Genomic DNA, 12,872 nt, shown 5'->3' with positions numbered 1-12,872 from the left:
CGGCGGCCTGCTTATTCCTTTGGATAGTCCACCTATCCGTTTCTCCGTCAATCTATGCCGCTTGCCTGCCATCGGCCACGCCGCAAGGCTTAATCTGTTGGGCGTACATGAATTAGCCAACAGGTTTAGAAATGTCAGAAACGAGCTCTTCGCAACGCCTCGTCGCGCTGGATGCCCTGCGAGGCATAGCGGTCCTGCTGGCCATGGCCGATCACCTCAAGATCCAGTTCGTTCCCGATGTGCATCTGCTCGTGCCTCTAACACGATTGGCGACACCGAGCTTCGTCATTCTCTTCGGAATGATGATCGAGATCGCCTATCTTTCGAAACTGCGAAAAGGAACGGCGCTTCCCAGAATTCGCGGCCGTCTGACATCACGGATGCTGATCTGCGCCGCACTCTTTGCTGGCCTCACACTCGCAGCGACAGTGTCCGGCAATCTGAGCTTTCAGCAGGGGCTATTGGCGGTTACCGGGATGGGCCCCGGGCGTTTCAGTGAAATTCTTCTGATCTACACGGTACTCTTCGCCGTGGTCATCGCATTGCTCCCCGCGCTGAGGCGTTATGGGTCGCTTCCCGTATTGGTGCTGGCTGGTCTTGCGTGGTGCTTGAAGCTTACGCTTGACGGGATGGCGCCGCAATCGGGCTATCCGCTGACCCTGGTCACCGGCGTCGGACTGGGATATGGCCCCGCGTTGTTGCCGTCGATGACGTTTCTTGGGTTTGGCCTGGCTATCGGCGAGGTCCTTACCGGCCGTAGAAATATCGTGATTCCGGTCCTCATGCTGGCTGTCGCCGTCGTGATCTGCCTGACGGAGCTCTCCGGCGGGCCGATGGAAGCGGGAAGGCGTTTCCTGGCCAATCGATGGCTCAACCATCCCGGATATTATGCGGTCGGGATCGTCGCCTTCGTCGGATTAGGCTTATGCCTGCAACTGTCCCTTTCGCTGCCCCATGTTGCGTCAGTTACGGCTGCATTCGCCACGATCGGCACGCAGTCGCTGCTTATCTATGGCGGCGGAAACCTCGTGTTGAACCTGTTGCCGACGTTCAGCGCCCCACATCCGCTTGGCCTCACGATCGCCCTGCTCGCGTTCGGAGGCATTGTTGTTTTCGGGCTCAAGCGCGGCGGAACCCTGACGCGGCGTCCGCAAGGTAAAACGTTGAGCCCGCCAGCGGCAACGCCCTAAAACATAAACGACGCCGTTACCGGCACATGGTCGGACGGCTTTTCCCAGCCGCGTGCCTCGGTGAGGATATCGAAGCGCTGGAACGCCGGGACGAGGTCGGGCGAGGTCCAGATATGGTCCAGCCGGCGACCGCGATTGGCAGCCTGCCAGTCCTTGGCGCGGTAGCTCCACCAGGTGTAGAGCTTTTCGTCCTCCGGCGTGACGTGACGCATAAGGTCCACCCAGCCGCCCTTGGCGATCAGGTCCTTCATGCCCTCAGTCTCGACCGGTGTATGGCTGACGACCTTCAGAAGCTGCTTGTGCGACCAGACGTCGTTTTCCATCGGCGCGATATTGAGATCGCCGACAAGAATGGAGCCGATGCCATCGCCCTGATCGGCCTTCAGCACCTTCATCTCCTCGAGGAAATCGAGCTTGTGGCGGAATTTCGGGTTGATCTCGGGATCGGGCTCGTCGCCGCCGGCCGGCACATAGAAATTATGCAGCCTGATCTTCCTGCCGCCAGCATCGAACACCGCGCAGATGTGGCGGGTGTCGCCCATGGCGCAGTAATCCGTCGAAAACCCCTCCCCCAGCGGAATGCGCGAGACGATCGCGACCCCGTGATAGCCCTTCTGGCCGTGCACCTCGATATGCTCATAGCCGAGTTCGCGCAGCGGCTTGTAGGGGAACTGGTCATTGAGGCATTTGATTTCCTGAAGGCAGAGAATATCGGGCTGATAGTCCTTCAGGAAGCGTTCGACGATCGGCAGGCGCAGGCGCACCGAATTGATGTTCCAGGTCGTAAGTCTCAATTCCACCGGCAATCGCCTTCCTTGCTGAACGGGGCATCAGCATTAGGCGATTCGCCGGGCGACCGGAAGGGCGCCCTCTCTTTGACCCTTCAGTTGTTACTGCCGGGGCTTGCCATGATCTGGTCATAGGGAATGCGGAACACCGAGCGGGCGAATTTGACGCCGGTGCGCACATTGGAGAGGATCACCGTGGTGTCCTTGCCCTGGGCATCCGTAATGGTCCACTGGCGCAGGTCGAAGGTCTTGCTGTCGAACATCATCGTGATCACCTGATCGCCGAAGATCGACTTGTCGCCGAGCACGATCACCGTCAGCCCGTTTTGCTCGCGCACATCGCGCACCATGCGGTGCTGGAGGTCGATCTGGTCGGCAAGCAGCAGCGACAGGGGCGTGCGCGACAACGGATAGAAATCCCAGGTGTCGAGATCGCCATTGCCGACGGCGACGTTGCGGCCGTCCGCGATCACCTTCAGCGTCGAGGGCGGGTCATAGTCGAAGCGCAGCTTGCCGGGCCGTTCCAGATAGAACTTGCCGCCCGACTGCTCGCCACGCGGGCCGAACTGCATGAACTCGCCGGTCATCGACTTGACGGATGAAAAGTGGTCGGCGACCCGCTGGGCCGCAACGCCGGACGAGGTGGATGTGGCCTGGGCGACTTGGACCGAACCGCCGCGCTTGGTCGGCGTCGGCACATTGCTTCCCGTCGGGAGGGTCTGCGAAAATGCAGGCAGGCCTGCCAGCAGAGTGGCGGCGCCGACGAGACCGCCGATGAACTGCCGACGCGCCAGGGACGAAGTATTTTTAGACTTGCTCATATATCCGATCCTGAAAACTGATTGCGGCCCGGTTGCGCCGCCAAAGAGGCGTTTTCGGGGCGCGGCGGACTGAATGTTGCTGCCGGCAAAGATGGGGCGTCAGCGCGGGCCTTCAATGATGTCCTGCTCCGTCGGCACGAGAATCTCGCGTTTGCCGGCATGGTTGGCAGGACCGATCACGCCTTCCTGCTCCATCCGCTCGATAAGGCTTGCGGCGCGATTGTAGCCGATGCCGAGCCGGCGCTGGACATAGGAGGTCGAGGCCTTGCCGTCGCGCAGCACGATCGCCACCGCCTGATCATAGGGATCATCCGACTTCGCCATGTTGCCGGCGCTGCCGCCGTCGCCATCATAGCCGCCATCGCCGTCCTCATCCTCATCGGCGGTGATCGCATCGAGATATTCCGGCGTACCCTGGGTTTTCAGATAGGCGACGATGTCCTCAACTTCCGGGTCGGAAACGAACGGCCCATGAACGCGCTGGATGCGCCCGCCGCCAGCCATGTGCAGCATGTCGCCCTGGCCGAGAAGCTGCTCGGCCCCCTGCTCGCCGAGAATCGTCCGGCTGTCGATCTTGGAGGTCACCTGGAAGGAGATGCGAGTCGGGAAATTGGCCTTGATCGTGCCGGTGATGACATCGACCGACGGGCGCTGGGTGGCCATGATCACATGGATGCCCGCCGCGCGCGCCATCTGCGCCAGACGCTGGACCGCGCCCTCGATATCCTTGCCGGCGACCATCATCAGGTCGGCCATCTCGTCGATGATCACGACGATATAGGGCATCGGCTCGAGTTCGAATTCCTCGGTCTCGTAGATCGCCTCGCCGGTCTCGCGATCGAAGCCGGTCTGGACGGTGCGCGACAGGGTCTCGCCCTTTTCGGCCGCCTGCGCCACGCGACTGTTGAAGCCGTCGATATTGCGTACGCCGAGCTTGGCCATGTTCTTGTAGCGCTCTTCCATCTCGCGCACGGTCCATTTCAGCGCCACGACCGCCTTCTTCGGGTCGGTCACCACCGGCGAAAGCAAATGCGGAATGCCGTCATAGACGGAGAGTTCGAGCATTTTCGGGTCGATCATGATCAGCCGGCACTGCTCGGGCGAGAGCCGGTAGAGCAGCGACAGGATCATGGTGTTGACCGCGACCGACTTACCGGAGCCCGTGGTGCCGGCGATCAAGAGATGCGGCATCTTGGCAAGATCGACCGTGACCGATTCGCCGCCGATCGTCTTGCCGAGCGCCATGGCAAGCTTGGCCTTTGAGTTCTGGAAATCCTGGCTGGCGATGATCTCGCGCAGGAACACCGTCTCGCGATGCGGATTGGGCAGTTCGATGCCGATGGCGTTGCGGCCGGGAATGACGGCCACGCGCGCCGAGATCGCCGCCATCGAGCGGGCGATATCGTCGGCAAGGCCGATGACGCGCGAGGACTTGATGCCGGGCGCCGGCTCCAGCTCGTAAAGTGTGACCACCGGACCGGGGCGGACATGGATGATCTCGCCCTTCACGCCGAAATCGTCGAGCACCTTTTCCAGCGTGCGGGCATTGTCCTCCAGCACCTCTTTCGACAGTGCCTTGTCGCGGGCAAGGCCCTTAGGTTCGGCGAGCAGGGCTGCGGACGGCAGTTCGAAGCCGCGCGGCGAAATCGACCCGTGGGACGGCCGGCGCACGGTTTCCGCGCTTACCGGCTTCGGCGGCGGCGCGGGGGCTGCCACCACCGGCGCGCGCGGCGTCTGGCGGGTGACGCGCGGCTCGGACGAGCCGAAATCGGCGCTCAGCACGCCCTCGGGAAGGTCGTCATCATCATCGAAATCATCGCCCATCTGCCCGTCATAGTCGAAGGGCGGCGGGTCGGCGGGCCGGTAACCCGTCTCGCGCGGACGGTCGGGATCGACAAGGCTCGGCTCGCCGCTGCGCCGCCATGACGACGGATAGGCCGGCTCGTCATCGTCCAACCGGTCGAAACTGTCCTCGTTGAAATCATAAGGCGCGTCGAAATCCTCGTCCTCGTCGCGCCGGCGGCCGAAAATCTTGTTGAAGCGGGCGCGCGAAATGTACCAGGTATGGGCGGCGTAGCCGATCAGCGGCGCAAACGAGAACCAGCCTTCGCGCTCCTCCGACAGATCGGAGACGGTCGGCGCGCCGGGATCGCTCGAATGGCGTTTTGCGGCCGGCTTTTCGGGAACGACCTTCGGCTGGCGAATGATCAGGCCGGCGGCATAAAGCTGGAGAAACAGCGCCGGCAGCGCGAAAATGCCGCCGACGATCATCGCGGCCAGGCCCGAAGGATATTGCCCGATAAACAGCGCCGGGAAACGCAGGATCAGATCGCCGGAAACCCCGCCGAGACCGTTTGGCAGCGGCCATGTCGGCGGCGGCGGCACGCAGCCGAGCACCGCGGCGGTGACAATCGCAGCGCCGATCCAGGCGAAGAAGCGCGAGGGTTTGCGATAGATCCGCTTTCCCGCCATCATCGCGAGCGACCAGGAAAGCACCGGCAGAAGCGCGAAAACGCTGGCGAGCCCGAAGGCCTGCATCACGATGTCGGCGAAATCGGCGCCGGGATAGCCGAGAATATTGGTTGGCAGGCGGCCGGTGGCATGGAGCTTGCTCGGATCATCGACATTCCACGTCGCCATCGCCGCGATCGCAAGGCAGAGCGCCACGAACAGCCCGAACCCGAAAAGCGCAGCCACATAGCGGCGGACAAATCCGATAAGCGAGAACTCGCCGCCGCTTCTGTCTTCAAACCGCTCTGCCCGTGCAGCCATGACTAATACCCTCATACCTTCAACCGAACGCACCGCCCGGAAACAAGGGGTCTCCCGGCAGATTCGCAGCCGAGGCTAACAGCGATGGGTTAAAGCCTCTTTAACCATCGCCGGGCGTTGGCCCGGCTGGTCCTTTTCCACCGATCGTTTTTGGGTATTTGCCTGCGGTTTTCCGCTCAGCCCTCCTCGCGGGCGACCGCGCGCCAGCCGATATCGCGGCGGCAGAAGCCTTCGGGCCAGTCGATGCTCTCGATCAGCTCATAGGAGCGGGTCTGGGCTTCGGTGACGTTGGGCCCGAGCGCGGTAACGTTCAGCACCCGTCCGCCATTGGCCACCAGCTTGCCATCCTTGATGGCCGTACCGGCATGGAAGGTGCGGGCGGTGGCGTCATCGGCGGGCAGCGCCTTGATCTCGCTGCCCTTCTTGTAGGCGCCCGGATAGCCCTTGGCAGCCATCACCACCGTCAGCGCCGTCTGCTCGCTCCAATCGGCGCCAACCGTGTCGAGCCTGCCCTCGGCGCAAGCGACGAGGATCGGCAGCAGATCGCTTTTCAGCCGCATCATCATCACCTGGCATTCCGGATCGCCGAAACGGGCATTGTATTCGATTAGCTCGGGCCCCTTTTCGGTGATCATCAGGCCGGCATAAAGCACGCCCTGGAACGGGTGGCCCATCTCCGCCATGCCGCGGATCGTCGGTTCGATGATCTCCCTCATCGTGCGCTCGATCATCGCGGCATCCATCACAGGTGCCGGCGAATAGGCGCCCATGCCGCCGGTATTCGGCCCGGTGTCGCCATCGCCGACGGCCTTGTGATCCTGCGCGGTGGCGAGCGGCAGGGCGTGTTTTCCGTCGGAAAGGCAGAAGAAGCTCGCCTCCTCGCCCACCAGAAACTCCTCGACAACCACTTCCGCGCCGGCAGCCCCGAATGTGCCGGAGAAGCAGTCGTCGATCGCGGCAAGCGCCTCGTCATTGGTGCGGGCGACGGTGACGCCCTTGCCGGCGGCAAGGCCATCGGCTTTGATCACGATCGGCGCGCCGATTTCGAGCACATAGGCCTTCGCGGCCTCGGCATTGTCGAACCGCTGATAGGCGCCGGTCGGGATGCTGTAACGGGCGCAGAGATCCTTGGTGAAGCCCTTGGAGCCTTCGAGCTGCGCCGCCGCTCGGGTCGGGCCGAACACCTTCAGCCCGGCGGCCTGCAGGTCATCCGCGAGACCGGCGACCAGCGGAGCCTCGGGGCCGACGACCACGAGGTCGATCGCCTTTTCGCGGCAGAACGCGACGACGGCCGGATGGTCGGTGACATCGAGCGCCACGCAAACCGCATGGGCGGCAATGCCGGGATTTCCGGGAGCGGCATAGAATTCGCCGATTTCGGGGGATTGCGCGAGTTTCCAGGCCAGCGCATGCTCGCGCCCGCCCGAACCGATCAGAAGGACATTCATGGGTCCGCTCCGTTTGACACCTGCTGGCGGTTGGGTAAGCAGGCTGGCGACAAAGGTCAAGGCCGGGCTGCGTTAACATCCGGGGCAATATTGTGGAAGGCTGCGCGCGCCCGCGTCAAAGCCATTGTTTCGGCGCGATGAACGCCTAAATTCGCCTCTCCCGTGGAAGATGGAACGAGATTGATGGCCGCAGAAAAAATCGCCCGCATCGTCGCAGAGGAAATCAAGGCCCGCCCGGAACAAGTGGATGCCGCGCTGAAGCTTCTGGATGAGGGCGCGACCGTGCCCTTCGTCGCGCGCTACCGCAAGGAGGCAACCGGCGGCCTGGATGACGGCCAGTTGCGCACGCTCGCCGAGCGCGTTGCCTATCTGCGCGAACTGGAGGCAAGGCGCGCCACCATCGTCGAATCGATCACCAGCCAGGGCAAGATGACGGATGAACTTGCCGGCAAGATCGCCACCGTGACCACCAAGTCCGAACTCGAAGACCTCTATCTGCCCTACAAGCCGAAACGCCGCACCCGCGCCATGATCGCCCGCGAGAACGGGCTTCAGCCGCTGGCCGACGCAATCTTCAGCGACCGCGGCTCGGACCCGGAGAAACTCGCCGAAGCCTATGTCAACGACAAGGTCGCCGACACCCGCGCGGCGCTCGACGGCGTGCGCGATATCCTGTCGGAGGAGTTTGCGGAGAACGCCGAACTCGTCGGCAGGCTCAGGCAATATATGCGCGACAATGCGATGCTCTACGCCACCGTGGTCGCCGGCAAGGAAGAGGCCGGACAGAAATTCTCCGACTATTTCGACCATGCCGAAAAATTCGCCACCGCGCCGGGCCACCGCGTTCTCGCCATGCTGCGCGGTTTCAACGAGGAAGTGCTGTCGGTGGCCATCGAGGCGGATCGCGACAACCCCTCCCCGGTCAAGCCCGCCCAGCAGATGATCGCCCGCTTCTTCGACATCGATGGCGAGGGCAAGGCCAACGCCTTCCTGATGCAGGTCGCCGGCTGGTGCTGGCGGGTGAAGCTCTCCACCTCGCTCTCGCTCGACCTGATGCGGGAAATGCGCGAGCGCGCCGAGGACGAAGCCATCAACGTGTTCGCCCGCAACCTGAAGGACCTGCTGCTTGCCGCGCCCGCCGGCTCGCGCGTCACGCTCGGTCTCGATCCGGGCATCCGCACCGGCGTCAAGGTCGCCGCCGTCGACGGCACCGGCAAGCTGCTCGACACCGCGACCATCTACCCGTTCCAGCCGCGCAACGATATTCAGGGCGCAATGGCCGCGCTGAAGGCGCTGATCGCGCGCCACAACGTGTCGCTGATCGCGATCGGCAACGGCACGGCGAGCCGCGAAACCGAAAAACTTGTCGCCGACGTGCTGAAGGCGGTACCCGACCCGAAGCCGATGAAGGTGGTTGTGTCTGAGGCCGGGGCCTCGGTCTATTCGGCTTCCGAGACGGCGGCGAAGGAATTTCCGGACCTCGACGTCTCGCTGCGCGGCGCGGTTTCCATCGCCCGCCGGCTGCAGGATCCGCTGGCCGAACTCGTCAAGATCGAGCCGAAATCGATCGGCGTCGGCCAGTACCAGCACGATGTCGACCAGATGAAGCTGTCGCGCTCGCTCGATGCCGTGGTCGAGGATGCGGTGAATGGCGTCGGCGTCGACCTCAACACCGCGTCGGCGCCGCTGCTTGCCCGCGTTTCCGGCCTCGGCCCCTCGATCGCCGAGCAGATTGTGCTGCACCGCGATGCCAATGGCGCGTTCAAGAGCCGCAAGGAACTGCTGAAGGTCGCCCGCCTCGGCCCCCGCGCCTTCGAGCAGAGCGCCGGCTTCCTGCGCATCCGCGATGGCATCGAGCCGCTCGATTCATCCGCCGTCCACCCCGAAGCCTATGATGTGGCCAAGAAGATCGTCGCGGCCTGCGGGCGGGATCTTCGCGCGCTGATGGGCGACAGCGCGGCGCTCAAGGCCGTCGATCCGCGTGCCTTCGTCGACGACCGCTTCGGCCTGCCGACCGTGCGCGACATTCTGGCGGAGCTTGAAAAGCCCGGCCGCGACCCGCGCCCCGAGTTCAAGACGGCAAGCTTTGCCGACGGCATCGACGAGATTTCCGACCTCAAGCCCGGCATGGTGCTGGAAGGCACCGTCACCAATGTCGCCGCCTTCGGCGCCTTCGTCGATATCGGCGTGCACCAGGATGGCCTCGTCCACGTGTCCCAGCTCGCCGACCGCTTCGTCAAGGACCCGCATGAGGTGGTGAAGGCCGGCGACGTGGTGAAGGTCCGGGTGGTCGATGTCGACGTCAAGCGCAAGCGCATCGGGCTTTCGATGAAAAAGGACGACGGCGCGCCCACCGCCCGCGGCCCCCGCAATGATCGGCCACGGGAGCGCGGCAATGACCGGGGCGGCAAGCCGCAGACCCAGGGCGCGTTCGGCGCAGCACTTGCGGACGCGATGCGGAAGAAGTGAATCGGAATCCCTGCTCCTCGTCCCTCCAATAGAGAATCAGACGACCCGGAACTGGTTTGCCTCTCACGGCCGGCGACCGACCATGCCTGTCTGTGCCGCCTGCGCAAACCGCGCTGGTAGCGTTGAACGACAGGCATCCCACAACCCAGAACTGCCAACGCGGCACTTTATGCCCGGAAACGTGTCGATCGGGGATCGGACGCCCGCCTTGTTTCTTGCGCCAGAATGAATAATGTGCGTGAAATAATATATGACATAAGCAGGCATTCGGGGGATTGCGATGGCTTCTCAGCTGTTCAACCTGGTCGAAAAGATCATTAAAACAGGCACTTTGAGGATAAAGGACGCAACGGGGACGATAACGACATTCGGGGATGGCACCGGTGACCCGGTCGCGGTCAAATTCACCGACAAGGAAGCCGAAACGCTGATCGCCAGAGACCCGGCGCTTGCGCTTGGCGAGATGTACATGCAGGGCCGCTTCCAGATGGAAGAAGGCAATATCTACGATTTCCTGTCGCTGGTGCGCCGCAACACGCTCGCGATCGTGTTCTCGCCGCTGATGGCGGCAAGACTGTTCTGGCGTACCGGGCTTGCCCAATTGCAGACGCGGCTGCCGATCAACAAGAACCGCAAGAACGTCTCTCACCATTACGATCTGACGCCGCCGCTGTTCAGCCTGTTTCTGGATGAGGACTGGCAGTATTCCTGCGCCTATTTCGATCCGCCGGATATCTCGCTGGACGAGGCGCAGCTTGCCAAGAAGCGCCACATCGCCGCCAAGCTGCGGCTGAACGAAGGTCAGCGCGTTCTCGAAATCGGCTCCGGCTGGGGCGGGCTCAGCATGTATCTCGCCGAAATGGCGGGCGTTGACATGACCGGCATCACGCTTTCCCACGAGCAACTCGCGATTTCGGCCAACCGCGCGGAAAAGCGCGGGCTTTCCGACAGGGTGCGCTTCGAGCTGCAGGACTACCGGACCATGAAGGCCAAGCCCTTCGATCGGATCGTCTCCGTCGGCATGTTCGAACATGTCGGCATCGGCCGCTACCAGAACTTCTTCGACAAGTGTTTCGAGCTTCTGGACGATGACGGGGTGATGGTGCTGCATTCGATCGGGCGCGATGTCGCCGCCCACGGCTTCAACAACCCGTTCATCGAAAAATACATCTTCCCCGGCGGCTACATCCCCTCGCTGGCCGAGGTCTTGCCGGCGGTTGAAAAATCCGGCCTGCTGGTGCGCGACATCGAAATCCTGCAGATGCACTATGCCTATACGCTGCGGGCCTGGCGCGAGCGCTTCGTGGCGCGCAAGGAAGAGGCGATCAAGCTCTATGACGAGCAGTTCTTCCGGATGTGGGAATTCTATCTCGCCGGCTCAGAAATGGCCTTCGAGTGGGACAAGATGTTCATCTTCCAGATGCAGCTTTCCAAGAGCCAGTTTGCCACGCCCAATAACCGCCGCTATATGTTCGAGGCGGAAGACAAACTGAAAGCCGCGGAAGCGAACCGGGCGCCGCTGGAGCCCGTCGAGTTTCCCTGATCCGGCTTTATTCAGGGCAGGCAGATGAGCAATATTTTCGAGGATAACGGTCGCGTGGTTGACGCGCCGTCGGATAATTTCGTCTACCGGCTGCTGCCGCCTTCGCTGTGGCCCTATGCCCAGCTTGCCCGCTGGGACCGGCCGATCGGCTGGCAGCTATTGCTGTGGCCCTGCCTTTGGTCGGCGGCGATGGCCGCCGGCGTCACGGCGGAAGCCAATGCCTTCCGGCCCGGCCAGTTCATTGCCCATTGCCTGCTGTTCTGGCTCGGCGCCGTTGCCATGCGCGGGGCGGGCTGCACCTATAATGACCTTGTCGATCACGACATCGACAACCAGGTGGCGAGAACCCGCTCGCGACCCCTGCCCTCCGGCCGGGTCACCCGCCGGCAGGCGAAGATCTTCATCCTGCTGCAGGCGCTGACCGGGCTTGCCGTCCTGCTCTGCTTCAATCTTTTCACGATCGTGCTGGCGATTTCGTCGCTTGCGATCGTCGCGATATACCCCTTTGCCAAGCGTTTCACCGACTGGCCGCAATTCGTGCTGGGGCTCGCCTTTTCCTGGGGGGCGCTGGTGGGATGGGCGGCGGTTTTCGGCGCGCTTTCGGGACCGGCAGTGCTGGTCTATATCGCCTCGGTACTGTGGACCATCGGCTACGACACGATCTACGCCCATCAGGACAAGGAGGATGACGCCCTTATCGGCGTGCGCTCCACCGCGCGTCTCTTCGGCGATAACACCAAGCCATGGCTAATCGGCTTTTACGGCGTGATGCTGGTGCTGATGGCGCTTGCCTTCCGCCTGGCGGGCCTTGGCTGGCCTTCCTTTGCCGGGCTCATCATCGCCGGCGGGATGCTGCTCCGCCAGATCGCGGTGCTGAATATCAATAACGGCGATCAGTGCCTGCGGCTGTTCAAATCCAACCACCATGTCGGCATCGCAATCTTCGCCGGGCTGGCGGTCTCGATCTTCATCAGTTGATTTTCAGGCCGCGACCGCGCGGCCTGCGAGCTTCAGGGCAACGCCGAGCTTGCCGTCTTCCATGCGCACCGTCAGGCGCGGGTTCGGCCGTGTGGCCTTGCGGCGGCGCGGGCCGGCTTCGTCATTGGCCGCACTCACCCGATGGGGCTGGAAATCGACAGCGCGGGCAGCGCCATCGGCCTCGACCATCAGCATCGGAATATCGTAGAGCAGCGCCCATTCCTGCCAGTCGGCGACGATCGCCTCGAGGTCATGAGCGACGAGCAGCGGGATGCACAGTTCCGGGTCGGCGTGATGCAGTTCCAGCGTCACCGTGATCGCGCCGTCGACATGAGCCACCGCGCGGGCGGCAACGCCCTTGAAGGCGCGGCCCGGAAGCGCGATCGAAAACGGCAGGTTGCTGGACGGCAGGTTGCGCCTGACCACCGCGCCGCGGGTATCGAGCTTGACGGCGATGCGGGCATCGGTGCCCTTGGCCGTGTAGGAAAACTTCTGCGGAAAATATGCGGGATCGATTCTCAGAACCGTATCGTCCCGTCCCCTCAAAACTTGCGTATTCGTCATCTCGTCACCCTTGATTTCTGTCCCCGGTATCCGGCGCACATTCGCGAACTTTTCCGTTCGTCTGAGGGCGATCATAGGCGAGGTTGTTACCAGCCGCCTTAACAAGCACGGTTAAGAAATTCCAACGCGCGGCAATGGTTATCAAAATCCGATTTCGAAGGGTTGAGAGAGCGTGAACGGCGTGGTGACGGGGTGTTAACCGCGCGGGGTGCGGGGTTTGGGAAACGGCGCGGAAGCGCACCATTAATCTCCCCCCTTGAGGGGGAGATGCCCCGACAGGGGCAGAGAGGGGTGAACCC

Annotated in this window: 9 protein-coding genes; 4 read left to right on the top strand and 5 right to left on the bottom strand. The window is 63.0% G+C overall.

The window, feature by feature from the left end; translation table 11 throughout:
• Nucleotides 1-131 precede the first annotated feature (131 nt).
• A complete protein-coding gene (opgC, locus tag V6765_RS23740; RefSeq protein ID WP_448433075.1) occupies nucleotides 132-1,190 on the top strand; it encodes an OpgC domain-containing protein in 1,059 nt (352 codons plus the stop codon).
• On the opposite strand, the gene xth is transcribed toward opgC, so the two are convergent.
• The 4 genes from xth to purD all read right to left on the bottom strand — a co-directional run bounded on the left by xth (nucleotide 1,187) and on the right by purD (nucleotide 7,019).
• On the bottom strand, nucleotides 1,187-1,990 hold the full coding sequence (gene xth, locus V6765_RS23735; RefSeq protein ID WP_448433074.1) for an exodeoxyribonuclease III: 804 nt from the start codon (nucleotides 1,988-1,990) through the stop codon (nucleotides 1,187-1,189). The genes opgC and xth overlap by 4 nt on opposite strands.
• 83 nt (nucleotides 1,991-2,073) lie before the next feature.
• Complete coding sequence (locus V6765_RS23730; protein ID WP_448433073.1) at nucleotides 2,074-2,799, bottom strand: outer membrane lipoprotein carrier protein LolA; 726 nt, start codon at nucleotides 2,797-2,799, stop codon at nucleotides 2,074-2,076.
• 99 nt (nucleotides 2,800-2,898) lie between these two features.
• Nucleotides 2,899-5,571, bottom strand: coding sequence for a DNA translocase FtsK 4TM domain-containing protein (locus V6765_RS23725; RefSeq protein ID WP_448433072.1), 2,673 nt, complete (start codon nucleotides 5,569-5,571; stop codon nucleotides 2,899-2,901).
• 176 nt (nucleotides 5,572-5,747) lie between these two features.
• The gene (gene purD / locus V6765_RS23720; RefSeq protein ID WP_448433071.1) at nucleotides 5,748-7,019 is read right to left on the bottom strand and encodes a phosphoribosylamine--glycine ligase; all 1,272 of its coding nucleotides are present in this window, start codon (nucleotides 7,017-7,019) and stop codon (nucleotides 5,748-5,750) included.
• A gap of 183 nt (nucleotides 7,020-7,202) precedes the next feature.
• Between purD and V6765_RS23715 the strand changes: the two genes are divergently transcribed.
• The 3 genes from V6765_RS23715 (at nucleotide 7,203) to ubiA (ending at nucleotide 12,009) form a co-directional block, all read left to right on the top strand.
• The gene (locus V6765_RS23715; protein ID WP_448433070.1) at nucleotides 7,203-9,488 is read left to right on the top strand and encodes a Tex family protein; all 2,286 of its coding nucleotides are present in this window, start codon (nucleotides 7,203-7,205) and stop codon (nucleotides 9,486-9,488) included.
• 280 nt (nucleotides 9,489-9,768) lie between these two features.
• The gene (locus V6765_RS23710) at nucleotides 9,769-11,031 is read left to right on the top strand and encodes a class I SAM-dependent methyltransferase (protein WP_448433069.1); all 1,263 of its coding nucleotides are present in this window, start codon (nucleotides 9,769-9,771) and stop codon (nucleotides 11,029-11,031) included.
• 24 nt (nucleotides 11,032-11,055) lie between these two features.
• On the top strand, nucleotides 11,056-12,009 hold the full coding sequence (gene ubiA / locus V6765_RS23705) for a 4-hydroxybenzoate octaprenyltransferase (protein ID WP_448433068.1): 954 nt from the start codon (nucleotides 11,056-11,058) through the stop codon (nucleotides 12,007-12,009).
• A 3-nt stretch (nucleotides 12,010-12,012) separates the two neighbouring features.
• Here the strand turns inward: ubiA and V6765_RS23700 are convergent, their stop codons facing one another.
• Nucleotides 12,013-12,573: a DUF6101 family protein gene (locus V6765_RS23700; protein ID WP_448433067.1), complete on the bottom strand. Its 561-nt coding sequence runs from the start codon at nucleotides 12,571-12,573 to the stop codon at nucleotides 12,013-12,015.
• Nucleotides 12,574-12,872: the final 299 nt, after the last annotated feature.

The organism is Martelella sp. FOR1707 (assembly GCF_053484265.1).
Note: the sequence above shows the minus strand (reverse complement) of the source record. Positions and strands in the feature narration are given on the sequence as shown.

What these genes read in the sequence shown, in the direction of transcription:
- opgC (WP_448433075.1), top strand. Translation starts at nt 132, where the DNA reads ATGTCAGAAACGAGCTCTTCGCAACGCCTCGTCGCGCTGGATGCCCTG.
- V6765_RS23730 (WP_448433073.1), bottom strand. Translation starts at nt 2,799, where the DNA reads ATGAGCAAGTCTAAAAATACTTCGTCCCTGGCGCGTCGGCAGTTCATC.
- V6765_RS23725 (WP_448433072.1), bottom strand. Translation starts at nt 5,571, where the DNA reads ATGGCTGCACGGGCAGAGCGGTTTGAAGACAGAAGCGGCGGCGAGTTC.
- purD (WP_448433071.1), bottom strand. Translation starts at nt 7,019, where the DNA reads ATGAATGTCCTTCTGATCGGTTCGGGCGGGCGCGAGCATGCGCTGGCC.
- V6765_RS23715 (WP_448433070.1), top strand. Translation starts at nt 7,203, where the DNA reads ATGGCCGCAGAAAAAATCGCCCGCATCGTCGCAGAGGAAATCAAGGCC.
- V6765_RS23710 (WP_448433069.1), top strand. Translation starts at nt 9,769, where the DNA reads ATGGCTTCTCAGCTGTTCAACCTGGTCGAAAAGATCATTAAAACAGGC.
- ubiA (WP_448433068.1), top strand. Translation starts at nt 11,056, where the DNA reads ATGAGCAATATTTTCGAGGATAACGGTCGCGTGGTTGACGCGCCGTCG.
- V6765_RS23700 (WP_448433067.1), bottom strand. Translation starts at nt 12,573, where the DNA reads ATGACGAATACGCAAGTTTTGAGGGGACGGGACGATACGGTTCTGAGA.